The following is a 26,489-nucleotide window of genomic DNA, read 5'->3' as shown; positions in this document are numbered from 1 at the left end:
GATCTAACCAGGAAGGATGAAGGTGTGACGATGTCTCCCAGTGAACCACTGATGCTTAATAAACCCTCGCGGCAGCACGCGATAACCGGCGTACTGCTGGCGCTGCTGCCCGGCTTCGGCCAGTTCTACCACCGGCAGTGGGCCAAAGGGCTGTGCTTTTTGATCCTGCTGGTCAGCTTTGCCGGGGTGTTTCACGATTTTCTGCAGCAGGGGCTGTGGGGGCTGGTGACGCTGGGTGAAACCGTGCCGCGCGATAACTCGATCTTCCTGCTGGCGGAGGGGATCATCAGCGTGCTGGTGATCGCCTTTGGCCTGGCGCTGTGGGGGCTGTCGCTGCGCGATGCCTGGCTGAACGGCCAGCGCCGCGACGCCGGCCAGCAGCTGCACAGCGTGCGTAAGCAGTATCAGATCCTGCTGCGCGAGGGCTTTCCCTACCTGATGATCACCCCCGGCTTTATCCTGCTGGTGTTTGTGGTGGTGTTCCCAATCCTGTTCGGTTTCGCCATCGCCTTCACCAACTACAACCTCTACCACACGCCGCCGGCCAAACTGGTGGACTGGGTGGGGCTGAAGAACTTTATCAACATCTTTACCCTGTCGATCTGGCGTTCGACCTTCTTCGACGTGCTGCAGTGGACGGTGGTGTGGACGCTGTTGGCGACCACGCTGCAGTGCGCGGTCGGGGTGATGCTGGCGATCCTCGTTAACCAGAAAGATCTGCCGTTTAAGGCGCTGATCCGCACCATCTTTATCCTGCCGTGGGCGGTGCCGGGCTTTGTGACCATCCTGGTGTTTGCCGGCATGTTTAACGACAGCTTTGGCGTGATCAACAACGCCATCCTCGACTTCTTTGGCATTGCGCCTAAGCCGTGGATGACCGACCCGTTCTGGAGCAAAACCGCGCTGATCATGATGCAGACCTGGCTGGGCTTCCCGTTTGTGTTTGCCATGACCACCGGCGTGCTGCAGGCGATCCCGGATGACCTGTACGAGGCGGCGAAGATGGACGGGGCCAGCGGCTGGACGCGGCTGAAAACCATCACGCTGCCGCTGGTGATGACCGCCATCGCGCCGATCATCATCACCCAGTACACCTTCAACTTTAACAACTTCAACATTATTTACCTGTTTAACAACGGCGGCCCAGCGGTGGCCGGATCCAACGCCGGCGGCACCGATATTCTCGTGTCGTGGATCTACAAGCTGACCATGTCGTCGTCGCAGTACGCGATTGCCGCCACCATCACCATCCTGCTGTCGATCTTCGTGGTGGGCGTGGCGCTGTGGCAGTTCCGCGCCACCAGTTCGTTTAAACAGGAAAGGGAGTAAGGGCATCGTGAAGGCTAAGTCAGTCAGTATCAAACGCGAAAAATGGGTGCGCCTGTCGCTCACCTGGCTGGTGGTGTTGCTGGTGTCGACCATCATCATCTACCCGCTGGTGTGGACGGTCGGTGCGTCGCTGAACGCCGGTAACAGCCTGCTCAGCAGCTCGATTATTCCGGAGAACGCCTCGTTACAGCACTACCGTAACCTGTTTAACGGCCAGGTGCCGTACCTCACCTGGTACTGGAACTCGATGAAAATCAGCTTCTTTACCATGGTGCTGACGCTTATCAGCGTCAGCTGTACCGCCTACGCCTTTTCGCGCTTTCGCTTTAAGGGGCGGCAGAACGGGCTGATGCTGTTCCTGCTGCTGCAGATGATCCCGCAGTTCTCGGCGCTGATCGCCATCTTCGTGCTGTCGCAGCTGCTGGGGCTGATTAACAGCCACCTGGCGCTGGTGCTGATCTACGTCGGCGGCATGATCCCGATGAACACTTATCTGATGAAGGGCTATCTCGACGCCATTCCGAAAGATCTCGACGAGTCGGCGCGGATGGATGGCGCGGGCAACTTCCGCATCTTTATCGAAATCATTATGCCGCTGTCGAAGCCGATTCTGGCGGTGGTGGCGCTGTTCTCGTTCACCGGCCCGCTGGGGGATTTTATTCTCTCCAGCACCATTCTGCGCAGCCCGGAGCAGTTCACCCTGCCGATCGGCCTGTATAACCTGGTGTCGCAGAAGATGGGGGCCAGCTATACCACCTACGCGGCGGGCGCGGTGCTGATTGCCGTACCGGTCGCCATTCTTTACCTGGCACTGCAAAAATACTTCGTTTCCGGCCTGACTTCAGGCAGTACAAAGGGATAAACCATGAAACCAACCTCGCTGTTTCTCGCCCTGGCGCTGGCCTGGGCGACGCCGCTGCTCGCCGCCGGCCAGCCGGTGATTGCCCCGATCGGCCCGGTGCCGGCGGACTTTGTTAAAGGCGCAGATATCTCCACGCTGGCCGAGCTGGAGAAGCAGGGCGCAAAATTCTACAACGAAGGCAACCAGTTACAGGACCCGATCGCCATCCTCAAGGCCAACGGTATCAACACCGTGCGCCTGCGTCTTTGGGTCGATCCTTATGATGCGTCAGGCCACGGCTACGGCGGCGGCACTAACGATCTGGCCACCACCCTGGCGCTGGCCAAACGCGCCAAAGCGGCGGGCATGCACCTGCTGCTCGACTTCCACTACAGCGACTTCTGGACCGATCCGGGCAAGCAGTTTAAGCCAAAGGCGTGGGAAAAACTGAGCTTCCCGCAGCTGGAAACGCGCATTCACGACTATACCCGCGACACCATCGCCCGCTTTAAGGCCGAGGGCGTGCTGCCGGAGATGGTGCAGATCGGCAACGAGCTGAACGGCGGCATGCTGTGGCCGGAGGGTAAAAGCTGGGGGCAGAACGGCGGCGAGTTTGACCGGCTGGCCGGGCTGCTGAAGGCGGCGATTGGCGGCCTGCGCGAGAACCTCAGCGATCCTGCGCAGGTAAAAATCATGCTGCACCTGGCGGAGGGCACCAAAAATGACACCTTCCGCTGGTGGTTCGACGAGATCACCCGTCGTCAGGTGCCGTTCGACGTGATCGGCCTGTCGATGTACACCTACTGGAACGGCCCGATTAGCGCGCTGAAGGCCAATATGGATGACATCAGCCAGCGCTATAACAAGGACGTGATGGTGGTGGAAGCCGCCTACGCGTACACGCTGGAGAACTGCGACAGCGCGGAGAACAGCTTCCAGGCGAAGGAGGAGAAAGACGGCGGCTACCCGGCCAGCGTCACCGGGCAGGCCGACTACCTGCGTGACCTGATGAAGGCGGTGCTGGCGGTGCCCGGCCACCGTGGTAAAGGGGTGGTCTACTGGGAGCCGACGTGGATCCCGGCCGCCGGTAACACCTGGGCCACGCCGGAAGGCATGAAGTATATCCACGACGAGTGGAAGCAGGGCAACGCGCGCGAAAACCAGGCGCTGTTCGACTGCCGCGGCAAAGTGCTGCCCTCGATCAACGTTTTCCATTAATTCGCCGGCCTGCGGGCCGGTGCTTTTCTCTATTTAAGGAATCACCATGCGTAAATTTCCACCGCTGCTGCCAGGGGTGAACGGCCTGCTGCACGGCGCGGACTACAATCCGGAGCAGTGGCAGCACCAGCCGGGCATTATCGACGAAGATATGGCGATGATGCGCCAGGCCAGCTGTAACGTAATGTCGGTCGGCATCTTCAGCTGGGCCAAGCTGGAGCCGGAAGAGGGGCGCTATGATTTCGCCTGGCTGGACCAGGTGCTCGACAAGCTGCACGAAAACGGTATCTCCGCCTTCCTCGCCACGCCGAGCGGCGCGCGCCCGGCGTGGATGTCGCAGAAATACCCTGAAGTGCTGCGCGTGGGGCGCGACCGGGTGCCCGCGCTGCACGGCGGCCGCCACAACCACTGCATGACCTCGCCGGTTTACCGCGATAAGGTGCAGCAGATGAACCGTCAGCTGGCGGAGCGCTATGCTCACCATCCGGCGGTAATCGGCTGGCATATCTCTAACGAATACGGCGGCGAGTGCCACTGCGATCGTTGCCAGCAGGCGTTTCGCGGCTGGCTGCAGCGGCGCTATGAGACGCTGGAGCAGCTGAACCTCGCCTGGTGGAGCGACTTCTGGAGCCACACCTACGGCGACTGGTCGCAGGTGGTGTCGCCCGCGCCGCAGGGCGAAGCCTCGATCCACGGCCTGAACCTTGACTGGCGGCGCTTTATGACCGACCAGGTGACCGACTTCTGCACCCAGGAAATCAAGCCGCTGAAGGCGGTTAACCCGCAGCTGCCGGCCACCACCAACTTTATGGAGTACTTCTACGACTACGACTACTGGAAGCTGGCGCAGCCGCTCGACTTTATCAGCTGGGACAGCTACCCAATGTGGCACAACCAGCAGGATGAGACCGGGCTGGCCTGCTACACCGCCATGTATCACGACCTGATGCGCACCCTGAAGCAGGGGCAGCCGTTCGTGCTGATGGAGTCGACCCCCAGCGCCACCAACTGGCAGCCTACCAGCAAGCTGAAGAAGCCGGGGATGCATATTCTCTCCTCACTGCAGGCGGTGGCGCACGGCGCGGATGCGGTGCAGTACTTCCAGTGGCGCAAGAGCCGCGGCTCGGTCGAGAAGTTTCACGGCGCGGTGGTCGATCACGTCGGCCACCTCGATACCCGCACCGGCCGCGAAGTGAGCGAGCTGGGCCGCATGCTGGCGGCGATGTCGCCGGTGCAGGGCAGCCGGGTTGCGGCGAAGGTGGCGATTATCTTCGACTGGGAGAGCCGCTGGGCGATGGATAACGCGCAGGGCCCGCGCAATCTCGGCCTGCACTATGAGCGTACCGTTAACGAACACTACCGCACCTTCTGGGAGCAGGGCGTGGCGGTGGATATCATCAACGCCGACGTCGACCTCAGCCCTTACCAGCTGGTGATCGCGCCGATGCTGTATATGGTGCGCGACGGCTTCGCCGGACGGGTGGAGCGGCACCTGCGCGGCGGCGGTCATTTCGTCGCCAGCTACTGGAGCGGCATCGTCAACGAAAGCGACCTCTGCCACCTCGGCGGCTTCCCCGGCCCGCTGCGGCCGTTGCTCGGCGTCTGGGCGGAGGAGATCGACAGCCTGACCGACGATGAGTCCAACGCCGTGCAGGGCGTGGAGGGCAATGCGCTGGGGCTGAAAGGCCCGTATCAGGCGCGCGAGCTGTGCGAGCATATTCACCTGGAAGGCGCAACGGCGCTGGCCAGCTATCAGAGTGACTTCTACGCCGGGCAGCCGGCCGTCACGGTGAACAACGTCGGGCAGGGCAAAGCCTGGTATATCGCCTCACGCAACGATCTGGCCTTCCACCGCGACTTCTGCGGTGCGCTGATTCAGCAGCTGGCGCTGCCGCGCGCGCTGGAGGCAGAGCTGCCAGCGGGCGTGGTGGCCGCGCGGCGCACCGACGGTGAGCAGGCGTTTATCTTCCTGCAGAACTACACCGGCCAGCCGCAGACGCTGGCCCTGCCAGCCGGGATCAGCGATCTCACCGACGGTACGCCGCTGGCCGGTCAGCTGACGCTGGATGCATGGGGCTGCCGCGTGCTGCGTGGGCCGCGGCCAGGCTGAACCGACAGCACTCATCTGTACACGCGTCCCGCCCTGCGGGCGCGCTAATCGCGGGCTTCGGCCCGTTTTTTTTATGGTGATAAGAGGGGATAAGCATGAGCCTGAAAGCATTTAAACACTACTTCAGCCGTCACGGTGCTGCGAAGGACGCGGAGCAGGAGAGCAGCCCGACGGACGCCGCCGCAGAGGCGACTGACCCGGCCGACGGCGTGCTGCTGGACCGGTTAATGCGCGACTTCGGCGGGCGGGACAACATCGTGCAGGTGGACGCCTGCCTGACCCGGCTGCGCGTTACGGTGAAGTCGCTGGCGGCGGTGGATGCCGCCGGCCTGCAGCAGGCGGGGGCGATCGGCGTGGTGATCCTCGGCCATGAGGTGCACGCCATCTTCGGCACCCGCTCGGACAGCCTGCGCCAGCTGCTGGAGGCGCGCTTCTTCAGCCCGCGCTAAAAAAAAGGATAACCGGTAACGGTTATCCCAATTTACAGCCAGGTGCTTGCAGTCACAGGAAAAAACTACCGGAGAGGAGCAGGGCGAACGGCGGCGGTAGCCTGTGCCGGCGTTCGCCTGAGAAATGCTGAGTACTCTGCCGCCCGCACGGTGGCGGGCAGCAACAGGTGGAGGCGTCAGGCCGCGATTACCACCACGCCTCAACCTGCACGCCGAAGTTCCAGGTGTTGCTGGCGGTGCCGTCCTGGAAACTGTGGCCCTGTTCAGAGTCGTTCAGGTAGGAGGCGAACACGCGCAGCTCGGGGCGTGACATAAATTCCGGACCGGCCGCCAGGCCCAGCGCCAGGGTGTATTTCTGCCCGGCCTGCTTATAGTCGCTGCCGTCTTTATTCTGGTCTTTCTGCCAGAAGCTGCCCGCCTCGCCGATGCCGCGCACGTAGTCGGTAAACTGGTACTGCGCACGGCCCACCAGCGACAGCAGGGTGCTCTTGTCGGTGTACGCGGTCAGATCGCTGGCGGCACCCCAGGTGATCACCTGATTCAGTGACAGCTTATCGGTGATCGGCAGCAGGCCGGTGTTGATCACCCGGTAACCGGTGGCGTCGCGGGTGTCGTTCCACATGTCGTACCAGCCGCCGCCCTGCGAGATGACGTTCTGTGCCAGCCCTTTATTGGCGTACTGCAGCACCAGCTTCTGATAGCCGCCCCACACGTCCTGGCTGATTTCGCCGGTGAGCATCACGCCGTTGTCGGCCTCGTACAGCCCGCCGTACTCTTTCTGCTTGTTGGTCGGGTTTGGCATGGCGTAATCGACGCCAAACTCGGTCCAGGCACCGTTCCACGGCTTCCAGCCCGCGTAGCGCACGTCAAGGTAATTGATGTTAACATCGTTATCGCCGTCGGCGCGGTAGTCAACGTCGTTGGCATCGCCACGGATCCAGGCGACGGAGACGGCGCCCGGGCCAAGGGTATAGTTCTCAATACCGGCACCGGAGCCGGAGATATTCCAGTATTTGGTGTCGATGATATGCAGGTCGTGGCGCTGGTAGTAGCGCTTACCGCCCCAGATCACCGCGTTCTTATCGCCGGGGATCAGCCCTTTGATCTGCAGGTTCAGCTGGCGCAGGCCAAACTCGGCGTCGTCGCCGAAGGTGGTTTCGTTATCGTTGGAGCCGTCAGAGAACATGCTGACCATGGTGTCGACGTAGAAGCTGACGTCATCCTTTTTATACACTTCGCTGCCCAGCTCGATCTCACCGTAGGTGTCGTTCTCGTTGCCCAGTCGGCCGACCTTGTTTTTCTGAAACTGCTCCATACCGCCGTCACGCGAGACGCCGACGCCGCCGCGCAGGTAGCCGTGGAAGTCGATATTGTCGATCGCGGCGAAAACCGAAGGCGTAGCCAGTGCGGCGGCAAGTGCCACGGCGGTTGCGTGTAATCTAGTGTTCATGTCAGCCTCTTGTTATTTGTAATACGTTCACATAGTGGCGACAGTAAACGCCTGCTGACAAACATCCTGCAATTGCAATGTCAGAATTGTGTGATTTACTGCAAGTATTTCCCCTTAATTTGTAACGATCGGTGAGGCAGATCACCGATTTTGATATGTGAACGTCGTACTTATTTGTTATTCTGTTGCCATTGAGACTGAGTTGACCTGTCACTTGATGCGGCTGTGTTACAATTCGTCCATCTGCCATCAGGGATGCCAGCCATGAAATCGAAGAGTGCCACTTTAGAGGACGTCGCCCGCCACGCTGGCGTCTCCTATCAGACCGTTTCGCGCGTGCTGAACAAGTCCGCCAACGTCTCGGAAACCACGCGCAGCCGGGTGGAGAAGGCCATCGAGGCGCTGCGCTACGTGCCGAACCGGCTGGCGCAGCAGCTGGTGGGCAAGCAGAGCACCACCCTTGGGCTGGTGACCACCTCACTGGCGCTGCACGCGCCGTCGCAGGTGGCCGCCGCGGTGAAACGCTACGCCAACGCCGCCGATTATCAGGTGCTGATCGCCATGATCGATGAGAACGTCAGTCAAAGCCTGCAGTCGGCGATTAACGAACTGAAGTCGCAGCTGGTGGATAAGGTGATCGTAAACGTCCCGCTGGAGACGGCGGACGCAGAGCACATCGTCGAGCAGAACCAGGATATCCTCTGCCTGTTCCTCGACGTCGACCCGTTCAGCTCGGTGTTCAACGTTTCGTTTAACCCGGCCGACGGCACCCGCGCCAGCGTGAAATATCTCTATGAGCAGGGGCACCGCGAGTTTGCCCTGCTGGCCGGGCCGCAGGAGTCGGTGTCCGCCCGGCTGCGGCTGAAGAGCTGGCAGGAAACGCTGGAAAGCTACCGGCTGCAGCCGGTCAGCGTGGTGCACGGCAACTGGGACGCGCAGAGCGGCTACAGCGGCGTGCTGCAGATGCTGCATGAGTCGTCGGGCTTCACCGCGCTGCTGGTGGGTAACGATCAGATGGCGCTCGGCGTGCTCAGCGCGCTGCACCAGCGCGGCGTGGCGGTGCCGGGGCAGATTTCGGTGATCGGCTACGACGATACTTATGAGAGCGCCTTCTTCCATCCGTCGCTGAGTACCGTGTCGCTGGATCTCGATCGTCAGGGAAAAGAGGCGGTGGAGCATATCCTGCAGGCCAGCGATGATGACGTCAGCCGCTCGTCATCGATCCTGCCGGCCCGGCTGGTGGTGCGCAATTCCAGCGGCGTGGCCGGTCAGGCGGAACGGGATTTACAGCAGATTGCCGAACAGCTGCGGGCGATTGCCAGCCGGCTGGGGTAATACGGGTAACATCAGGCTGCGGGGGAGGGGAACGTTAATCTGCGGATGATTTACTGAGAAAGGATAACATCGGTCCGGAAAACAGAGACGTAGGTGTACCATTTCCGGACCTGAAATCACCCCGAATGGGCAGGATGATCCTGTCAGAAGGCCGTCAGTGAAGGCCTGTCAGGGCCTGCAGTAAATACCTCGATTACAGCATCCTGACCAGCATCTGGTACTGGTTGTTGTTAAAGCTGAAGCCACCGGCGGAAGCCAGCCCGACCTTATTCAGATGAAAGTGCATCGAACGCGGGTTGATCTCATTAACAAAGGTCACCAGCACCTTGTACTTCTGTCTGAAGATCGCACAGTGCGCATCGATCATCGCCTCGGCCAGGCCCCGGCCGCGCCAGGCTGAATCGACGCAGATCGGGCCGTACTGATAGGAGTTATCGACGTTCAGCGTCAGCCCGCCAACCTGGTATTTATCCAGCTCGCCTGCCATATATTCAAACATCGGCCAGCGGCTGAGAAACTGCCATGAGCCGGCAATAATAAAACCCACCACCCTGCCGTCGGCGTCGCTGCTGACGATCACCCCGCGTTCGTCCGCTATCAGGCTGGCCAACTGCTCCGCGTTAATGTTGGTGGTGACAAAACCCTGATCGCGCTCGTGGTCACTGATGGTGTTGGTGTGGTATTTCGCCAGCAGGCTGAGCAGCGAAGGGATATCGCCGGAGGTGGCTTCCCTGACCTGAACGTTATTGACCGCGTTTGACATTAATCCTTCCTTGCAAGTAATTGACTGAAGTCACTCTGTTTTTTTGATGTGCATAACAGATTAGCGGGCGTGAATTTTAAACACAACTGGAAAATAACGGCGTCGCGCGTCAGCTATCTGCCGCCGTTGTGGGCAACATCATCCCTTTTGCTGAGCGCGTTACCCAGCGGCATCGAACCCCTGATGCTGGCGGAGTTCTGTCGTCGTCAGGCTTTCGTTGTTTCACGCACGTCCTGCCGTCCGCGTTGGGTTCGCTATAGCGCAGTCGAGGTGTGAGTACCCTATTAGCTGAGAATACGCGACCGGCACACGTCCAGAATCTCATCTGCCAGAGGATCGTCATCCGGACAGGCGCGGGACAGTACCAGGGCACCAACCAGATGCGCGATGGTGTCGATCAGGTCGGCACGTGTCGCGCCATTTTCCGCTGCTAACAGGGCCAGCTGACGTTCAATCCCGGCGGCAAACGTCGCCTTAATGAGTCCGGGCTGGCGGGCGGTATCCGCGGCCAGCGCCGACATCACACAGCCGTTGCCCCGGCAGTCGCGGTGCTGCCGGGAGAGGTAAAATTCGACAAATTGCTCCCGGCTCACACCCTGTGTGCTCTCTGCGGATTGTGAAAACCCGCAGCTCATGGCTTCTGACACCAGGTCGGCCTTAGAGCCAAAGTGCTTGTAGAACCCGCCGTGCGTTAAACCGGCCGCCGACATCAGCTCTGCGACGCCGACACCGTCAAAGCCCCGTTCGCGAAACAACGCCGAGGCGGTTTCAACGATACGCTTACGGTTTTCCCGCACCTGCTCTTTTGACACCTTCATGGCTGTTACGACCCTCTTAAACAATGCAGGTCATAATTATACATTGATGATGACCATAATCAAACCGGTTGACTTTTTAGATGTCGATCATCATCATTAGGCTTGTGCCACCCCTTCTCTCCGGCAGACAGGGGGAGGTCAGCAAGTCGTTTTGCGCTGCCACGGTGCGCGATGACGTGCACAGGGCGTATCCTGTTTACTTATTACTCAAGAAGATCACTTATGACCAAACCTTCAGTTCTTATCACCGGCGCGTCGACGGGCATTGGTGCCGTCTACGCAGAACGCTTCGCACGCCGCGGCCACGACCTGGTTCTGGTCGCGCGTGACCAGGCCAGACTGGTAACGCTGGCCGGGCGTCTGCGACAGGAGAATGGTATTGCTGTGGATGTACTGCCTGCCGATCTGACGCAGTCGGCAGAGGTCGCGACCGTTGAAGCCCGCCTGCGTGACGATGCACGCATAGGTATTCTGATCAACAACGCCGGTATCGCGCAGTCGGGCAGCTTTATTGCGCAGACGACCGAGGCGACAGAGCGCCTTATCGCGCTGAACGTTACGGCCCTGACGCGGCTGGCCGCTGCGGTGGCCCCGCGGTTTGTGCAGGCGGGTGAAGGATCGATTGTCAATATCAGCTCCGTCGTCGGGCTCGCCCCGGAATTTGCCATGTCGGTATACGGCGCAACCAAGGCCTATGTTCTTTTCCTCTCCCAGGGTCTGGATCTGGAGCTCTCCTCCAGCGGTATTTACGTTCAGGCGGTACTTCCTGCCGGTACCTACACGGAAATCTGGCAGCGTGCGGGCATCGATATCAGCAACGCGTCCCAGATGATGGAAGTGGGAGAGTTGGTTGACGCCGCACTGGCTGGCTTCGATCGCCGTGAACGCGTCACTATTCCGCCTTTACACAATGCCGCACGCTGGGATGCTCTCGATACGGCGCGACAGGGGCTGCTGTCAGAGATCAGACAGGCGGAAGTCGCAGAGCGCTATAAAACCCGTTAAATCATAACGTATGGACGGTCTTCTCATCACGCAGAGGAGACCCTCACAACCTTAACAAAATGAATAATAAAACGATGAAAGCCTTTACCTTCAAACGCTATGGTAAATCCCCCGGGTTGGGATTCGAAGAGATCGCCTGTCCTGCCCCCGGTCCCGGGGAGATTCTGGTCAGGGTACATGCGGCAGGCCTGAATCCAATCGATAACATGATCCCAACCGGAATATTTAAGCCGGTGCTGCATTTTAAACTCTCTGCCACACTGGGAAGCGATCTGTCGGGTGTGGTGGTGGCCGTGGGGCGCCGCGTAACACGATTTGCGCCCGGCGACGAAATCTACGCCAGCACTTTCAATACGGGAACCGGCTCTCTGGCCGGATTTGCCGTGGTGCCTGAAAGTGCCGCTGCGTTAAAAGCGGCAAACCTGGATTTCGTGCAGGCGGCTGCGCTGCCGATGGTGGCCCTGACCTCCTGGCAGGCCTTAAACGAGCGCGCCGGGCTGCGCGCGGGTCAGAAGGTTTTCATCCCGGCAGGTTCGGGGGGGATTGGTAGCTTTGCGATACAACTGGCGAAGCACCTTGGCGCAACGGTGGCCACGACCACCAGCACCGGCAACGTCGGGTGGGTAACGCATCTTGGCGCTGACGAGGTGGTTGACTATAAAAAGGAGGCATTTGAAAACGTGCTGAGTGGCTATGATGTGGTGCTTGGCACGCTCAGGGGGGATGTGCTTGAAAAATCCACGCGGATCCTCAAGCCTGGCGGCAAAATTATTTCCCTTATCGGTCCGTTAGACGCCGCGTTTGCGCGGGAGCGTGGATTAAACGTCGTTTTACGGCTGGTCTTCGGGCTGATGAGCCGCAAAATAATGCGTTTAGCGAAACAACGCGGCCTGACGTATTCCTTTCTCTTTGTAGATCCTGATGGCGGGCAGCTCAGCCAAATCAGCAAACTGATCGAAGCGGAACAGATCATACCCGTGGTAGACAGGGTGTTTCCATTTACTGAAACTGAGGAGGCGTTGGCTTACCTTGCGGCAGGGCGTGCGAAGGGGAAAGTGGTGATTGAGATGCCGAAGTCATAACGTTCGCTGGAAAATGAACAAAAAAAAACCGCACAAGGCGGTTTTTTTTATCACTTCACTTCGCTTATTGGCTCAGGCTTTAGCCTTCATCGCGACAAAAAGCGTCGGTGAGTGGCTGGTTATCAGAGCGCAACAACGTTGGCAGCTGATGGACCTTTAGCGCCGTTCTCGATAGAGAACTCCACTTTCTGGCCTTCGTCCAGGGTTTTGAAATCGTTGCTCTGGATAGCAGAGAAGTGTACGAACACGTCTTTGCTGCCATCTTCAGGAGAGATGAAACCGAAACCTTTCTCAGGGTTGAACCACTTTACTAAACCAGTCATTTTGTTAGACATAGATACTTCCTTTCATTTTTTGAGCCACTAACGTGGCGAACATGGCCTGTTTTGCAGATTTTGACTTATGCGGCACTTAGGAGGAGGCTCATGAAGAAGAGTATCTGGCGATATCACTTGAAATGAGGACTGCTTTACTAAAACTGCGTTCATAAGGTCTGTATTCCAAACCGATGACGCCATAGTAGTCTCGTTTGAGTTTACTTGTCAAGGTTTGATTTTATTAATGTTATTTGTCCGTAATGATGCCAGACGTTGAACGGCACGGGTTAAGTGTTTGTGCCAGTTTCTCTATACCTGCAACAATTTCTGCCGGGGAATGTGCCGCAAAACCTAACAGTATCGCCGGTTTAACGGGTTTTATCTGGCAGTAGCGTGAAAGCGGTTGTGCGCCCAGACCCGCCTTACGGCACTGAGCGATCATATAAGATTCTTCAATCTCTGATGATAATCAACAGACGAGTTGATCCAGCCATTGCAGGGATATAAATCACTGCAGCCGACGCCAATATTAAAGGTCATGTGGCTTCCGGCCTGCGGTAAGGTGGCGTCCCGGATGTTTTTCATCACCTGCCGGTGCGGGTTGATTTCAGCGGGGCCATTGAAGGGGCTGAACGGGTTAGTGGAGGAGCCTCCAGGGGCTTGTTGTGCTGGAAAAGCAAAAAGCCCGCACAGTTTCCTGAGCGGGCTTCTTAAATTTGGCTCCTCTGACTGGACTCGAACCAGTGACATACGGATTAACAGTCCGCCGTTCTACCGACTGAACTACAGAGGAATCGTGTGAACGGGGCGAATATTAACGATCTGTTCCCGCGCTGTCAACAGCAAAAAACATGTTTGCTTTCAACTGGCTGCGTTTACAGCAACCCGGCGCATAATTGAACATATACGTGGTCATTTCCCCCAGCTGGCGTATTCATTCTTAACACCCTTAACAAGGCTTTACCGCCGCCACTATGGCTGTGATGGAGGCGGCCTGCCGGCGTCAGCTAACAGGGATTGGCGCGGTCGCCGAACTGTCGCTAAAGCGTTGCAATCGCAAAGCGGGATCCTGGCGATAAAACTGGCAGAAACGCTGGTACAGCGAGGGAAAGCGTTCCACCAGCAGCTCGGGGGCGCTAAAGAAATATTCGGAGAGCACGGCAAAGCACTCGGCCGGATCGCTGGCGGCGTAGGCGTCAATGGTAGCCGCCTCTTCGCCCAGCAGGTCCACCTCTTCCTGAATCGCATCGATCGCCGCATGCAGGTCGCGCTCCCAGCCCGCGACTTCGCGCAGCGGGATCGCCGGAATGCCGGTTGCCTCACCGCTGCCGCGCGCGTCCAGCTTGTGCGCTACCTCATGCACCACCAGGTTAAAGCCGGAGCAGTCGAACGAGTCCTGAATATCCTGCCAGTTAAGCACCACCGGCCCCTGCTGCCAGCTCTGGCCGGACTGGACCATGCGTTCGCGGTGCACCAGGCCAAAGTCATCCTGCCACTCGTCCTCGACGATAAAGGGAGCGGGGTAGAGCAGCACCTCGTGGAAGCCGTCCAGCCAGTCGTAGCCGAGGTTAAGCACCGGCAGGCAGAACAGCAGCGCCAGCCGGCACTGCTGCAGGTCGTCAGCGACGAAACCCTGCAGTCCGGCCAGGCGTTTCTGGCGCAAAAAGCGGGCGGCCAGCGCGACCAGCGCCTGGCGTTCAGACTGATCCAGCGCCGCCAGCAGCGGGATAGCCAGCGCCTGCTGCCACGGCAGCTCCGCGCCTGCGGCGCGCTCGTCATCTTTCCACGGCCATTTAAACATGCTGTGCGGCTCCTGTCCGGTAGAGGCTATACCATGCCGCAGCCAGGGCGCGCGTGCAACCCCGGAGAAAATGGCAGCGTTGAAATGAAAACGGGAGGTATTCAATCAGTTATCGACAGAAATGTCTGTGACGGTGCGCAAAACGCGTTGAAAAAGACGGCAAACCGCAGCGCTTACAGGCGCTGAAAGTCGATCACCCACACCCACGGGTTGACCTCCCAGCTGGTGTCGCCGTACTGCGTGGCCCAGGCCCTGCGCCAGGCGTCCTGCGGCGCTACGCCGGGGGTTTGCGCAGCGAAGAAGCTGTTAAGGAAGTGGCTGGTGTACTGCACGCCTTCCGCCTCGATATCCTGCTCGCTGATCGCCTGCACTTTTTCTACCCGCACGCCGGTGATCTGCAGGGTGATGCGGCTGGCCCAGCGCGGCATATGGATCCCGGCCTGCCAGCCTGAGTGCTGGTTATCCGGTTCGCCGTCCCAGTCGCCGCTGTCGGCGCGGTACTGGCAGTAGGCGCTGTTTTCAAAGGCGGCCGGCTGCCGCTGATAGTGCGCCACCTCGGTGGGGGAGACCAGCGGGCCGCGCCAGGTTTCGCGGACCCACAGCCGATCGCCGGGCTGGCCAAACGGACAGTGAAAGCTGAGGTTTTCCATGCCGGTGACCCGATTGCCCTGCTGCTGATTATGCAGCACGTCAATGCCGTAGCAGCCTTCATGATTATCCTGGGCGGGGCCAGGCAGCTGTGATTTCATAATTCGACGGGTCTGCCGCTGGCGATCGGCCAGCAGAGCGCGGACGCGCTGTTCGCTGAAAAGAATCGGGCGTTCTTTCATGAGTGGTACCTCTGTGTTGCAGTCCCGTATCGAATCAGTGGTATGAAATAGCTGAAATTACAATACAGAATTTTCTAAACTCATGCTGCAAAAGTGAGTCACTTTTGCGCCATTTTAAACATCAGCATAGCTTATAAAAAACCAGCAGGGCGGCGGCAGATCACAATTCGCCAGAAGGATTGATTAGCCCACCGGGGCAGGACGCGATAAACGCGCTGTTTGGGCGTAAAATAACTGCAATATTAATGCATTACAATTCGGTTAAGCATCGTATTTTTCGGCAAGCGATAGGTAATTCCGTTGATGGTTAATGATTACCGCAGTTTGCGATGCCAGCGAGGCGGAGCCGGTCGGCGATAAAAAGTCCGTTGTTCATTATCTGTTCTTACTCATCTTCGCGTGCGCCGATAAAACGTACAATCTGTGATGCAGCCCAATAAAGGGGTTGCTGAAACCGTTCCTCCAGGGCTATAAATTTGATACAGATCGCATTAAGTGATGAAACGAACCGCCTGTTGCAGTGGACAATCCCGCTGACATCTCGACAAGTCTGAATAACAAGGAGAAGTCTATGAGCCTGACCGACTGGCAATCCCGTTTTGAAACCTTCCTGCATGCGACCTGGCAGAAAGAGGATAAGGCGCATGATGTGGCGCACCTGACGCGCGTCTGGCAGACGGCGCAGCGCATTATGCAGGGCAGCGATGCCGATCCGCTGATCGTGCTGACCAGCTGCTACTTCCATGACATCGTCAATCTGCCGAAGAATCACCCGCAGCGTCATCTCGCTTCGGCGCAGGCCGCGGAGGAGGCCCGCCGCATTCTGCAGCAGACGTTCCCTGATTTCCCCGGCGATAAAATCGCGGCGGTGATGCACGCGGTACACGCCCACAGCTTTAGCGCGGCGGTAACGCCGGAGACGCTGGAAGCAAAAATCGTGCAGGACGCCGACCGGCTCGAGTCGCTGGGCGCGATTGGCCTGGCGCGGGTGTTCTACGTCTCCGGGGCATTAGGGCGTTCGCTGTTTGACAGCCACGACCCGCTGGCGCGCGAACGGCCGCTGGATGATGCCGAGTGGGCGCTGGACCATTTCCAGCGCAAATTACTTAAGCTGCCTGAAACCATGCAGACCGCAGAAGGGCGGCGGCTGGCGCAGCATAACGCCGATTTTCTGGTCACCTATATGGCCAAGCTGTGCGCCGAGCTTAAAGGCGACTTCTGCGGGCTCGATCGCGAGGTGCTGGCAGAGTTTGCGCAGAATTCAGCCAAATATTAAATTTTTATGACAGTATGGTGAATCACCCTCTAACAGGCTACGGTGTCTGAGAACATTCTTAGGAGAATCAGGTATGACCGACACCGTTAGCTTAACTTTAAAGATCGATCCCGCCTTAAAAGAGACCCTGAAAGCGCTGGCGCTGGAAAACCAGACCACTATCAGCTACGAAGTCAGCCAGCGCCTGATCCAGTCGCTCTCCACCGTGGCCGAACCGGAAGTTGATCACACTGAGACCACCGAAGAGGGCGCTCCGCTTACCGCGGCTGAACTGAAGCAGATCCGCACGTTGCTGAAAAAAGGCAAAAAGAAGAAGTAATCCACTGACGTTGCGCTGAACAGCCGATAGCGGGCTGGCGGGATAATCTTAACGGTTATCCTGCCAGCCCGCTTTTTTATTGCCTGGGTCAGCCTCTGTCCAGTACAAACTGGCTGACGCTGTGCGCCAGCCGGCTGGCGTGATCGACCAGCGCGCCGGCGGTATCGCCGCTGCGGCGGGTGAGCTGCTCGCTCTGCTGCACCTGTTCATTTAAGCGGCCGATTTCGCCGGCGATAGCGGTAACCCGCTGGCTCTGCGCGTCGGCGTTCTGCTGCAGATCCGCCAGCTGGCTGACCACGCCGGAGACGGCCTGCGCAATCTGCTGATACAACCCCTCCAGCGACTGTACCTGACTAAAGCCGTGGCTGATATGCTGCTGGGTGTTGCCGATCAGTTGGTCAATGTCGCGCGTCGAGGCGCTGCTTTTGTGCGACAGCAGGCCAATCTCTTTTGCCACCACCGAGAAGCTGCGCCCCCAGGCACCGGCGTGCGCCGACTCGATGGCGGCGTTCAGCGCCAGCAGGCGGGTCTGCATTGAGATGCTGTCCAGCAGGGTGACGATACCGGCGATCTCACCCGAGGCAACGACGATCTGCCGCATCTGTGCCTCTACCGCCTGCACCACGTCGCCGCAGCGGCGGGTGAGGGCGTCAGCGTCCTGGCTCTGCTGGGTGGCGTGGCGGGTGAACGCCACGCTGTGGCCGACCTCTTCCGCCACCCGATTCAGGCGCTGGCTGATATGGTCGAACGCCGCGCGCTGCTGACGGTTATGGCTGCCAAACGCCTCGCTGTGCTGTGCCATGCTGTCGGCGGACCGGTGTACGGCACCGGCGATGGCGTTGATCTCCCCGACCATCTGCCGCAGGCCGTCCTGCATCGCCGCTACGCTGTGGCTGAGCTGGCGGATCTCAACGGCCTGCAGCCGCGACGGCGGCAACTGGCGCGAGAGGTCGCCGGTGGCGATGTGGTTCAGCCAGCCGGCCAGCCGGTTCAGCGGCAGGATCACCCCGCGCAGCAGCAGCCCGCCGCCCAGCAGCAGCATCAGCGCCAGCAGCGCGGAGACCGCCAGCGACAGGTTGCGGCTGTTGGTCAGCGAGCTGAGGGTCGACTGGCTCAGCGCAGCTGACTGCTGAGCGGCCGCCCTGAGCTCGGCGTAATAAGCGTCATTAAACTGCTGCTGAAAGGCCTGCATCGGCACCATAAAGAAGGCGTCGATATTGCTGTCGTGCAGGCCCTTCAGCTGCTCCTGCAGCCCGTCGGCCAGCAGGCTGAAGTTCTGCTGCAGGGGGCCGCCCTGTTCCGCCGGGTAGCGGGCAAACAGCGCTCGGGCGGCGTCCAGCGACTGCTGCGCGCCGTCGGCGAGGCTCTTCCAGCTGTCGACCGATCCGCTCTGCTGGTCCTGCATCAGATAGATACCGGCGCGGTGGCTGTTATCACTGGCGGTTAACAGCTCCATACGGGCCTTATCCAGCAGCGCCTGGCGGGCGCTGAGCTGCTGCGCGGTCGCCACGCCGTGGCCGGTGCTGGCCACCAGCCGGGTCAGCACCAGCACGCTCAGGCACTGCAACAGCACAAACAGCAGCAGAAACAGCGTAAAGCCGCCGCGCAGGCTCTTCAGCCCCTCGGGCAGGCGCAGCAGGGTAAGCGGTGAGAAACGAAGGCGGCGCAGTGGCAGAACCGAAAGCAGGGACATAAGGCATTCCTGAAAAGAAAAAACCGCAGTATTGGCGGCAATCATGACGGTTGTGTTACAGCGCTGGATTGCCGATGGCAAACGGCGGATTGTCGCCTGTTAAGGCAAATTTAGCGTTTTTTCGACGTGCTGATTTGAGTCCTCTCTGGGTCAACTAAGTGATAGACTGGCACGCATTCACCCCCATACATCGAGTGACGATGAGCGATTTCGATCAGGTAGCCAGCCAGCTGGCAGAGCAGGCGCGCCAGCAGGCCGAACAGAAGCAGCAGCAGGATCGTCAGCTGCTGCTGCGGGTACTGGAGATCTATGACCAGAAGACCGTGGCGGCCACGCTGCGCAAGGTCAGCCAGCAGGAGTGGACGCGGGAGTCCATCAACCGCTGGGTAAAGGGCAACGGGCGTAAGGCCTTCAGCGAGGCGGAGGTCAGCCTGCTGCACTCGATGCTGCCCGCGCCGCCGGCGCACCATCCTGACTACGCCTTCCGCTTTGTCGATCTGTTTGCCGGTATCGGCGGTATCCGCAGCGGCTTCGAGGCGATCGGCGGGCAGTGCGTATTGACCAGCGAGTGGAACAAGCACGCGGTGCGCACCTACAAGGCCAACTGGTACTGCGACGAGCAGCAGCACCGCTTTAATCAGGATATCCGCGATATTACGCTGAGCGGCCAGGCCGGGGTGGATGAGCAGCAGGCCTATCAGCATATCCGCCAGCAGGTGCCGGATCACGACGTTCTGCTGGCCGGTTTTCCCTGCCAGCCGTTTTCGCTGGCCGGGGTGTCGAAGAAAAACGCCCTTGGCCGCGCGCACGGCTTTGAGTGTGAAGCACAGGGCACGCTGTTTTTCGACGTGGCGCGGATTATTACCGCTAAACGCCCGGCGATTTTCGTGCTGGAAAACGTTAAAAACCTGAAAAGCCACGATGGCGGCAACACCTTCCGCATCATTATGGCCACCCTCGACGAGCTGGGCTACGACGTCGCGGATGCCGATGTGACCGGAGCCGGCGATCCAAAAATTGTCGATGGCCGTCACTTCCTGCCGCAGCACCGCGAACGCATCGTGCTGGTGGGCTTCCGCCGCGATCTGCAGCTGCCCGCCTTCAGCCTCAGCGCGCTACCCGGCCTCTATCCGCCGCAGCACACGCCGCTGAAGGCGCTGCTGGAGCCGCAGCCGGACGAGAAGTACATCCTCACCCCGACGCTGTGGAACTATCTCTACCAGTACGCGAAGAAACACCAGGCGCGCGGGAACGGCTTTGGCTTTGGCCTGGTCGACCCGGCGCATGAACAGGGCGTGGTGCGCACGCTCTCCGCCCGCTACTATAAAGATGGCTCGGAGATCCTGATCGACCGCGGCTGGGACCGGGATCTGGGCGAAGTGGACTTCAACGATGCCGCTAACCAGCAGCGCCGCCCGCGCCGCCTGACCCCGCGCGAGTGTGCGCGGCTGATGGGCTTTGAGCAGCCCGGCAAGTATGCGTTCCGCATTCCGGTGTCCGATACCCAGGCCTACCGCCAGTTTGGTAACTCGGTGGTGGTGCCGGCCTTTGCGGCGGTAGCGAAACTGCTGAAGCCGTGGATCGAACAGGCGGTGGCGCTGCGCGATAAGCCGGGCGACCGGTGAGCAGGGATATTTTCACCTGGGAGGATTGATGGCCGACGTACATTCCCCCGCCGTGCGCAGCAAGAATATGCGCGCCATCCGCACCCGCGATACGGCGCCAGAGCAGCGCGTGGCGCAGCAGCTGACGGCGCTGGATCTGGCGTTTACCGCTCAGGACCGCTCGCTGCCGGGCCGGCCGGATTTTGTGCTGGCGGAGTATCAGGCGATTATCTTTGTCCACGGCTGCTTCTGGCACCGCCATCACTGTTACCTGTTTAAAACGCCCGCCACCCGCACCGACTTCTGGCTGGGAAAAATCGACGCTAACGTGGCGCGGGATCGGCGGCATATCGCCGATCTGAACGCCGCGGGCTGGAAGGTGTTGCTGGTCTGGGAGTGCGCGCTGCGCGGCAAACACCGGCTTGACGAGGCGGCACTGCAGGCGCGTCTGGAGGAGTGGATCTGCGCCGCCGACCATAACGGCGAGATCGACCAGCGGGGGATCCACCGGCTGGCCGGGTAGGACATCACGCCGCATAAAATAGGGTGATACGGCCAGGAATGCCATCTGCCAGCGCGGCGTAAACCTTACCTGAGGTTACCCGGCAGCTGAGCAGTGAAATGCAGCAACCTGTTGGTACGTTGAGGCTGCCCGCTACACGGCGGGCAGCAGATCCGCCGACGGCGTTTACTCACCGCTGTTACGGATCACCCCTTTCCCCGGAAACAGGTATTTCCCCAGCGTCACCAGCACCACCGCAAAGACGATAATCGCCAGCGCCAGCCACTCGCGGGCGATCAGGCTCTCGCCGGCAAAGGCGATACCGAGCAGCACCGCGACCACCGGATTGACGTAGGCGTAGCTGGTGGCCACCGCCGGGCTGACGTTGCGGATCAGGAACATATAGGCGTTGATGGCGATCACCGAGCCAAACAGCGCCAGGTAGCCCAGCGACAGGAAGCCGGAGAGCGCCGGTTTCTGCGTCAGCTGCTCGCCGCTGATCGTACTGGCAATCAGCAGCACCGCCCCGGCGGCCAGCATCTCCACCGCACCGGCCATCATGCCGTTGGGCAGGACAATGCGCGATCCCCACACGCTGCCGAAGGCCCAGGTCATCGAACCGATCAGGATAATCACCGCCCCCCACGGGTTGCCCGCCAGGTGGCCGCTGCTGTTGAGCAGAATAATTCCCGCCAGCCCGACCGCAATCCCCAGCCACTCAATCCAGCGGGTCGGGATGCCAAACAGCCGGCTGAAGCACATGGCGAACAGCGGCACGGTGGCGACCATCAGCGCCGCCAGCCCGGAGGGCACGTGCTGGTGCTCGGCCACCGTCACCGCGCCGTTGCCCATCGCCAGCAGCAGCACACCGACGATCGCCGCGTTAAGCGAGGCGCGCAGCGAAGGCAGCTTCTCGCCGCGCAGTAGCAGAAACGCCAGCAGCACCGCGCCGGCCAGGCTGAAGCGCAGGCCGGCCAGCAGCAGCGGCGGCCAGCTCTCCACGCCGATGCGGATCACCAGATAGGTGGAGCCCCAGATAAAGTAGAGGGAAAACAGCGCTGCCACCAGCGACAGCAGGGCAGGGGAACGGCGTAGGGTCATGGTGTCTCAGTCCGGTTGATCAGAAGTCCAGGGCAGGGATTTTCGTCCTTTTGCCGCAGGTGGCAACCTGTTTTTCATTGCGGCGGCAAATTTTTTTACAAAATTTGCACTTGCCGCGCATAATTGTTTAGATCGATCCCTCTTGTTCTTTGTCTCCTTCAGGATGAAACATGGCCAGTGTAAAACTGACGGTAAGGCGTTTGTATCAGCTTAGCGGCGAACGTATGGTCAACGGCCGGGCCACGGCGCGGATCTACGTTGGCGACAGGCTGATCGCCACCGAAGAGATTAGCGGGATGACGGAAAGCCCGGTCAGCAAGTATCTGCACCACCAGGAAGCGGCAGGCCAGCCGGTGCGCGTTGAGTGGGACTGTGACGGCATCGCCGATATGGCGGTAAGTGAGCTTGAGCTGTGCCCCTGTTGTCAGCATGATGTCGATGAATAAGGAAGGGTATTTTGGCAGGAAGTAGTTTACTGACGCTGTTGGATGATATCGCCACGCTGCTGGACGATATCTCGGTGATGGGCAAAATTGCGGCGAAGAAGACCGCCGGGGTACTGGGTGACGATCTGTCGCTGAACGCGCAGCAGGTCAGCGGCGTGAAGGCCAACCGCGAGCTGCCGGTAGTGTGGGGCGTGGCGAAAGGCTCGTTTATTAATAAGCTGATTCTGGTGCCGCTGGCGCTGCTGATCAGCGCCTTCGCCCCCTGGGCGATCACCCCGCTGCTGATGATCGGCGGTGCCTACCTCTGTTATGAAGGGGTGGAGAAGGTGCTGCACAGCCTGCACAAGGATAAGACGCAGGAGAGCCCGCAGGCCCGCGAACAGCGGCTGCTGCAGGTGGCGCAGCAGGACCCGAAAGCGTTTGAGAAGCAGAAGGTGAAAGGGGCGGTGCGCACCGATTTTATCCTTTCCGCCGAGATCGTGGCGATCACCCTCGGCATCGTCTCCGACGCGCCGCTGCTTAACCAGGTGCTGGTGCTCTCCGGTATCGCCATTCTGGTGACCGTCGGCGTGTACGGCATCGTCGCCGGGATTGTGAAAATCGACGACCTCGGGTTCTGGCTGCAGAAGAAGGGCTCAGCGCTGGCGCAGGCCACCGGCAACGTGCTGGTGGCGACCGCGCCACGGCTGATGAAGATCCTCACCGTGGTCGGCACGCTGGCGATGTTCCTGGTCGGCGGCGGCATTATCGTTCACGGCCTGCCGCAGCTGCACCACCCGCTGGAGCAGTTCAGCCACGGTATGCACGGCGTGCTCAGCGCGCTGGTCAGCAACGGCGCTAACCTGGTGGTCGGTCTGATTGTGGGGTCGATTGTGCTGTTAGCGGTGAACGGACTTGCTAAACTACGCGGCAAATCGGTATAACGTGCGCCCGGCTGCGGTAATCCTTCGCCGCGGCCGGATTGACTTTAACGGGAGCAATGTGATGAAAGACGACATTTTTGATTTTGATATCGACGCCGAGCTGGAACAGGCCGAAGCCCACGCCGAGAAGAAGGCCAGCGAGCTGCCGGCCGAGCTGGGCGATGAAGCCGACTGCGAAGGCTGCAAGATCTAAGCGTCCGTGACCGGCTTCACATTAAAAGCGAGTAATAAAAATTACTCGTTTTTTTTATATTTTAAAAATTAAGCGCTTATTTGAATTTAACATTTGATTTACCTTCTGTTAACGGCACTGCGCCAGCGCCGGTGCTATAACTAACGGGTCATTTAACCGAAAAGGAGGTGCTTTACGATGTTTTCAGTCAGCGATGAAGTGCAACATAAGGAAGGTGGCCCGGCGATGATCGTGACGGGTTATGCCAGCGGTATGGTCGAATGTCGTTGGTATGACGGCTTCAGCGTACGCCGTGAAGCCTTCCGCGAAGACGATCTCGCTTCGCTTGCTGCGGCGCGCGTGACCGACTAAGACGTGCTGCAGGGGGCGCACCGGCCAGCCCGGACGCCCCGAATTTTCGCCGGCGGCAGGCCGCTTGTGGTACGCCCGCCGCCGCGCCCGCCGTGATTACAGCTCGTTCTTAATGCAAAACTCTTCCCAGCTCATTCCCAGCGCCTCTGCATGGCTGCGCAGATAGGTTTCGATCGCCTCGACCATCACCTCTTTATCCGGTTCGGCCAGCTGAATGGCGAACAGCACCCCGTCCAGCTTCTTTTCGCGCACGTAGGCCGCGTAGGCGCGGTCTTTCTGCATCGCCTGCAGCTGCTCCAGGCTCATACCCACGGCGGCGGCCTGTTCTGCGGTCAGGTTAGCAATGCCGGACTGCAGTTCCGGGTGGGCTGCCAGGAAAAGATCTTTGGCAATGGCGTAATACTCTTCTACGGTTTTCATAACGATCCTGGATGGCTGATTGCGCCGCTAGTGTACACGGGCGGGCGGGGCAAAGGGAAGGAGAGGGCGGCCCGCGTAAAGCGGCCAGTTCGGGGCGGATGGCGCTTGCTCAGCGGCAGGAAACCTTTTAACGTAGCGCGTAATGGCTTAACCAGGAACAAAAAAATGAAAAAGTGGATTGTGGCAGGCGTGGCAGTGGTCACCCTGAGCGGCTGTGCGCAGCTGACCGATTATAACAGCGCGGTAACTACCCCGCCGCCGTCGGCGCTGGTCGGCAACTGGCAGACCTTTGGCCCGCAAAAGGGGCTGGTCAGCCCGCAGGCGCAGGCCAGCCTGATCGTCACCGCCAGCGGTGAGACGCTGGACTGCCGCCAGTGGCAGCGGGTGATTGCCAAGCCGGGCAAAGTGACGCTGCTGGACGGTGACTGGGTCAACGTTAATAACCAGTCGCGGGTGATGCCGCTGGTGCTGGAGGGCAGCACGCTGCGCTACGATAAGCTGCAGCTGCAGAAGGTGTCGCAGCCGACGGCAGAGTGCAGTGATGCGCTGGCGACGTTGCAGACGGCCCCGGTGGCGGTAAAAAAACCTGCTGTGTCAGGTGAAGAGCCGAAGAAAAAGCATCACAGCGGAATGATCTATACGCAGAAGAAATAGCTGACAGGCGAAGCAGGAGCCTGAAAGCGCCGTCTGGTGCTCTGCCGCGACTTCAGTAAGCGACACAGACTGCTACGCCGGGCATCCGAGCCCGCCGCGATGCTCTACGCCGTGTAAAGGCTTTACTCGCTCAGAACCCATACGCTGACGCTGCCGCCGTTGCAGCGGAAGGTGGCGTTGCCGTGTTCGTCGCTCTCAACGTTCTCTTCGCGATGGCCCAGCAGGTCGTGCCACCGCTTGTTCGCCAGGCCCTCGCCGAGTTCCAGCGTTTTTTCGCCTTCGTCTCCGTTGGACATAATCACCACGCAGCCCGGCAGCTCCTCCGTGCCGCTGCGTGCGAAGGCCACGCAGTTGGGGTGATCGAACCACTCGGTCTGTACCCCGTGGGCGTAGTCGCGGCGGGCGCGGATCAGCGTATCCAGTTCGGGGATCACCGGCATCTCAATCCGGTACTGGCCGCCGTCGCCGCCTTCATCCTCGTAGCTGGCACCATACAGATCCGGGTAGAATACCGTCGGCACGCCGTTTTCACGCAGCAGGATCAGCGCATAGGCCAGCGGTTTAAACCATGCCTCAACCGGAGCCTCCAGCGACTGTAGCGGCTGGGTGTCGTGGTTGGCGACGATGGTCACCGCGTGCCACGGATCGCGGGCCACCAGCGTGTCGTTGAAGATCTGGCTGAGGTCGTAGTCCGCGCCCTGCAGCGAGGCCTGGTGGAAGTTCATATGCAGCGGCGCGTCGAACAGCATGGTTTTACCGTCCACCTGGTCGATGTACTGCATCAGCTTATCCACCTCAAACGACCAGTACTCGGCGACGATAAACAGCGGCTGCTCGGCCACCTCCTGCACGTGCTCGATCCACTCCTTGTAGAACCACGCCGGAATATGTTTTACCGCGTCGAGCCGGAAGCCGCTGCAGTGCACCTCGTTCATCACCCAGCGCGCCCAGTACTTCAGCTCCTCGGTCACCGCGTGGTTGCGGAAGTCGATATTGGCCCCCATCAGGTAGTCGAAGTTGCCCAGCTCGTCGTCCACCTGCTCGTTCCAGCCGTCGCCGGTGTAGTCGTTGACGATCTTGAACACGCCGTTCTCATCGGGGTTTTCGATATGGTCGACGCCGTTAAAGCACTTGTAGTCCCAGACAAATTTTGAGTGCTGGCCGCCGCGCGCCGGGAAGGTAAAGCGCGTCCAGATATCCGCCTCAATTACCTCAGACGATATCTCCTCGCGGTTATCCGGGTTGGCGCGGTTCACCAGCACCCGCTCCTTCTCATCGGCCCCCATCTTATGGTTGACCACCACGTCGAGCAGGGTGCCGACGCCGTGCGCCTTCAGCGCCTCAATGGCCGCAATCAGCTGTTCTTTATCACCGTATTTGGTGGCACGCGATCCTTTCTGCTCAAACTCGCCGAGGTCGAACAGATCGTAGCTGTCATAGCCGACCGAGTACCCGCCGGACTCCCCTTTATAGGCCGGCGGCAGCCAGACGAGGCTGATACCGGTTTCGGCCAGGCTGGCGGCGCGATCGGCCACTTCCGGCCACAGTTGGCCGCCTTCGGGATAGTACCAGTGAAAAAACTGCAACAGCGTGGGATTGCGCATATCCATGCTCCATTTTCATCAGACGGGAAAATTGAGTATGGAAGAGGGGGGAGGA

Annotated in this window: 28 protein-coding genes and 1 tRNA gene; 17 read left to right on the top strand and 12 right to left on the bottom strand. The window is 59.9% G+C overall.

Annotated elements, in window-relative coordinates; genetic code table 11:
* The first annotated feature begins 24 nt into the window (after window positions 1-24).
* The 5 genes from ASF13_RS07430 (at window position 25) to ASF13_RS07410 (ending at window position 5,947) form a co-directional block, all read left to right on the top strand.
* The gene (locus ASF13_RS07430) at window positions 25-1,329 is read left to right on the top strand and encodes a carbohydrate ABC transporter permease (protein WP_072166324.1); all 1,305 of its coding nucleotides are present in this window, start codon (window positions 25-27) and stop codon (window positions 1,327-1,329) included.
* A 7-nt stretch (window positions 1,330-1,336) separates the two neighbouring features.
* Window positions 1,337-2,191 carry a sugar ABC transporter permease gene (locus tag ASF13_RS07425; protein WP_056234249.1) on the top strand — a complete coding sequence of 285 codons (855 nt, stop codon included), beginning with the start codon at window positions 1,337-1,339 and terminating at the stop codon, window positions 2,189-2,191.
* 3 nt (window positions 2,192-2,194) lie between these two features.
* On the top strand, window positions 2,195-3,388 hold the full coding sequence (locus tag ASF13_RS07420; protein WP_056234246.1) for an arabinogalactan endo-beta-1,4-galactanase: 1,194 nt from the start codon (window positions 2,195-2,197) through the stop codon (window positions 3,386-3,388).
* A 46-nt stretch (window positions 3,389-3,434) separates the two neighbouring features.
* Window positions 3,435-5,498: a beta-galactosidase gene (locus ASF13_RS07415; RefSeq protein WP_056234244.1), complete on the top strand. Its 2,064-nt coding sequence runs from the start codon at window positions 3,435-3,437 to the stop codon at window positions 5,496-5,498.
* 95 nt (window positions 5,499-5,593) lie between these two features.
* On the top strand, window positions 5,594-5,947 hold the full coding sequence (locus ASF13_RS07410) for a glucose PTS transporter subunit EIIB (protein ID WP_056234241.1): 354 nt from the start codon (window positions 5,594-5,596) through the stop codon (window positions 5,945-5,947).
* Between the two features lie 187 nt (window positions 5,948-6,134).
* Here ASF13_RS07410 and ASF13_RS07405 read toward each other — a convergent pair whose 3' ends face one another.
* On the bottom strand, window positions 6,135-7,397 hold the full coding sequence (locus ASF13_RS07405) for a maltoporin (protein WP_056234239.1): 1,263 nt from the start codon (window positions 7,395-7,397) through the stop codon (window positions 6,135-6,137).
* A gap of 264 nt (window positions 7,398-7,661) precedes the next feature.
* On the opposite strand from ASF13_RS07405, the gene ASF13_RS07400 reads away from it, so the two are divergent.
* On the top strand, window positions 7,662-8,732 hold the full coding sequence (locus ASF13_RS07400) for a LacI family DNA-binding transcriptional regulator (protein ID WP_056234236.1): 1,071 nt from the start codon (window positions 7,662-7,664) through the stop codon (window positions 8,730-8,732).
* Between the two features lie 193 nt (window positions 8,733-8,925).
* Here the strand turns inward: ASF13_RS07400 and ASF13_RS07395 are convergent, their stop codons facing one another.
* Both ASF13_RS07395 and ASF13_RS07390 read right to left on the bottom strand, forming a co-directional pair.
* Window positions 8,926-9,495 (bottom strand): GNAT family N-acetyltransferase, encoded by a 570-nt coding sequence (locus tag ASF13_RS07395; protein WP_056234233.1) that lies wholly within the window; start codon window positions 9,493-9,495, stop codon window positions 8,926-8,928.
* A gap of 284 nt (window positions 9,496-9,779) precedes the next feature.
* Window positions 9,780-10,313 carry a TetR/AcrR family transcriptional regulator gene (locus tag ASF13_RS07390; RefSeq protein WP_056234230.1) on the bottom strand — a complete coding sequence of 178 codons (534 nt, stop codon included), beginning with the start codon at window positions 10,311-10,313 and terminating at the stop codon, window positions 9,780-9,782.
* Window positions 10,314-10,535: 222 nt separating this feature from the next.
* Between ASF13_RS07390 and ASF13_RS07385 the strand changes: the two genes are divergently transcribed.
* On the top strand, window positions 10,536-11,318 hold the full coding sequence (locus ASF13_RS07385) for an SDR family oxidoreductase (RefSeq protein WP_056234227.1): 783 nt from the start codon (window positions 10,536-10,538) through the stop codon (window positions 11,316-11,318).
* 59 nt (window positions 11,319-11,377) lie between these two features.
* Complete coding sequence (locus ASF13_RS07380) at window positions 11,378-12,400, top strand: NADP-dependent oxidoreductase (protein ID WP_056234224.1); 1,023 nt, start codon at window positions 11,378-11,380, stop codon at window positions 12,398-12,400.
* A gap of 122 nt (window positions 12,401-12,522) precedes the next feature.
* Here ASF13_RS07380 and cspA read toward each other — a convergent pair whose 3' ends face one another.
* From cspA to ASF13_RS07360, 5 genes are all read right to left on the bottom strand, one after another.
* Window positions 12,523-12,735 carry an RNA chaperone/antiterminator CspA gene (cspA, locus tag ASF13_RS07375; RefSeq protein WP_056234222.1) on the bottom strand — a complete coding sequence of 71 codons (213 nt, stop codon included), beginning with the start codon at window positions 12,733-12,735 and terminating at the stop codon, window positions 12,523-12,525.
* Window positions 12,736-13,155: 420 nt separating this feature from the next.
* Window positions 13,156-13,467, bottom strand: coding sequence for a hypothetical protein (locus ASF13_RS24265; RefSeq protein WP_156365567.1), 312 nt, complete (start codon window positions 13,465-13,467; stop codon window positions 13,156-13,158).
* Window positions 13,435-13,510, bottom strand: a tRNA-Asn gene (locus ASF13_RS07370). The genes ASF13_RS24265 and ASF13_RS07370 overlap by 33 nt, the downstream gene beginning before the upstream one ends.
* Before the next feature lie 210 nt (window positions 13,511-13,720).
* On the bottom strand, window positions 13,721-14,518 hold the full coding sequence (gene mtfA, locus ASF13_RS07365) for a DgsA anti-repressor MtfA (protein ID WP_056234219.1): 798 nt from the start codon (window positions 14,516-14,518) through the stop codon (window positions 13,721-13,723).
* A gap of 173 nt (window positions 14,519-14,691) precedes the next feature.
* Window positions 14,692-15,348 carry a hypothetical protein gene (locus tag ASF13_RS07360; protein ID WP_056234215.1) on the bottom strand — a complete coding sequence of 219 codons (657 nt, stop codon included), beginning with the start codon at window positions 15,346-15,348 and terminating at the stop codon, window positions 14,692-14,694.
* 571 nt (window positions 15,349-15,919) lie between these two features.
* Here ASF13_RS07360 and ASF13_RS07355 point away from each other — a divergent pair.
* On the top strand, window positions 15,920-16,624 hold the full coding sequence (locus ASF13_RS07355) for a phosphohydrolase (protein ID WP_056234212.1): 705 nt from the start codon (window positions 15,920-15,922) through the stop codon (window positions 16,622-16,624).
* A 73-nt stretch (window positions 16,625-16,697) separates the two neighbouring features.
* On the top strand, window positions 16,698-16,943 hold the full coding sequence (locus ASF13_RS07350; RefSeq protein WP_056234208.1) for a hypothetical protein: 246 nt from the start codon (window positions 16,698-16,700) through the stop codon (window positions 16,941-16,943).
* Window positions 16,944-17,031: 88 nt separating this feature from the next.
* On the opposite strand, the gene ASF13_RS07345 is transcribed toward ASF13_RS07350, so the two are convergent.
* Window positions 17,032-18,636 carry a methyl-accepting chemotaxis protein gene (locus ASF13_RS07345; protein ID WP_056234205.1) on the bottom strand — a complete coding sequence of 535 codons (1,605 nt, stop codon included), beginning with the start codon at window positions 18,634-18,636 and terminating at the stop codon, window positions 17,032-17,034.
* A gap of 200 nt (window positions 18,637-18,836) precedes the next feature.
* Between ASF13_RS07345 and ASF13_RS07340 the strand changes: the two genes are divergently transcribed.
* Window positions 18,837-20,261: a DNA cytosine methyltransferase gene (locus tag ASF13_RS07340; RefSeq protein WP_056234203.1), complete on the top strand. Its 1,425-nt coding sequence runs from the start codon at window positions 18,837-18,839 to the stop codon at window positions 20,259-20,261.
* Window positions 20,262-20,289: 28 nt separating this feature from the next.
* Window positions 20,290-20,763 carry a very short patch repair endonuclease gene (locus tag ASF13_RS07335; protein ID WP_056234201.1) on the top strand — a complete coding sequence of 158 codons (474 nt, stop codon included), beginning with the start codon at window positions 20,290-20,292 and terminating at the stop codon, window positions 20,761-20,763.
* Window positions 20,764-20,928: 165 nt separating this feature from the next.
* Here the strand turns inward: ASF13_RS07335 and yedA are convergent, their stop codons facing one another.
* Window positions 20,929-21,843 carry a drug/metabolite exporter YedA gene (yedA, locus tag ASF13_RS07330; protein ID WP_056234198.1) on the bottom strand — a complete coding sequence of 305 codons (915 nt, stop codon included), beginning with the start codon at window positions 21,841-21,843 and terminating at the stop codon, window positions 20,929-20,931.
* A 170-nt stretch (window positions 21,844-22,013) separates the two neighbouring features.
* Between yedA and ASF13_RS07325 the strand changes: the two genes are divergently transcribed.
* The 4 genes from ASF13_RS07325 to ASF13_RS23365 all read left to right on the top strand — a co-directional run bounded on the left by ASF13_RS07325 (window position 22,014) and on the right by ASF13_RS23365 (window position 23,756).
* Window positions 22,014-22,289 carry a hypothetical protein gene (locus ASF13_RS07325; protein ID WP_056234195.1) on the top strand — a complete coding sequence of 92 codons (276 nt, stop codon included), beginning with the start codon at window positions 22,014-22,016 and terminating at the stop codon, window positions 22,287-22,289.
* Between the two features lie 11 nt (window positions 22,290-22,300).
* On the top strand, window positions 22,301-23,212 hold the full coding sequence (locus ASF13_RS07320) for a DUF808 domain-containing protein (protein WP_056234193.1): 912 nt from the start codon (window positions 22,301-22,303) through the stop codon (window positions 23,210-23,212).
* A gap of 61 nt (window positions 23,213-23,273) precedes the next feature.
* Complete coding sequence (locus ASF13_RS25150) at window positions 23,274-23,405, top strand: hypothetical protein (protein ID WP_255354418.1); 132 nt, start codon at window positions 23,274-23,276, stop codon at window positions 23,403-23,405.
* A 177-nt stretch (window positions 23,406-23,582) separates the two neighbouring features.
* A complete protein-coding gene (locus ASF13_RS23365) occupies window positions 23,583-23,756 on the top strand; it encodes a YodC family protein (RefSeq protein ID WP_072166322.1) in 174 nt (57 codons plus the stop codon).
* A 96-nt stretch (window positions 23,757-23,852) separates the two neighbouring features.
* Here ASF13_RS23365 and ASF13_RS07310 read toward each other — a convergent pair whose 3' ends face one another.
* Complete coding sequence (locus ASF13_RS07310; RefSeq protein WP_056234187.1) at window positions 23,853-24,176, bottom strand: DUF6388 family protein; 324 nt, start codon at window positions 24,174-24,176, stop codon at window positions 23,853-23,855.
* A 165-nt stretch (window positions 24,177-24,341) separates the two neighbouring features.
* On the opposite strand from ASF13_RS07310, the gene yedD reads away from it, so the two are divergent.
* A complete protein-coding gene (gene yedD, locus ASF13_RS07305) occupies window positions 24,342-24,830 on the top strand; it encodes a lipoprotein YedD (protein ID WP_056234185.1) in 489 nt (162 codons plus the stop codon).
* Window positions 24,831-24,952: 122 nt separating this feature from the next.
* Here yedD and amyA read toward each other — a convergent pair whose 3' ends face one another.
* Window positions 24,953-26,440, bottom strand: coding sequence for an alpha-amylase (gene amyA, locus ASF13_RS07300; RefSeq protein ID WP_056234182.1), 1,488 nt, complete (start codon window positions 26,438-26,440; stop codon window positions 24,953-24,955).
* Between the last annotated feature and the right edge of the window lie 49 nt (window positions 26,441-26,489).

Source organism: Erwinia sp. Leaf53, from assembly GCF_001422605.1.
GTDB lineage: Bacteria > Pseudomonadota > Gammaproteobacteria > Enterobacterales > Enterobacteriaceae > Erwinia.
Note: the sequence above shows the minus strand (reverse complement) of the source record. Positions and strands in the feature narration are given on the sequence as shown.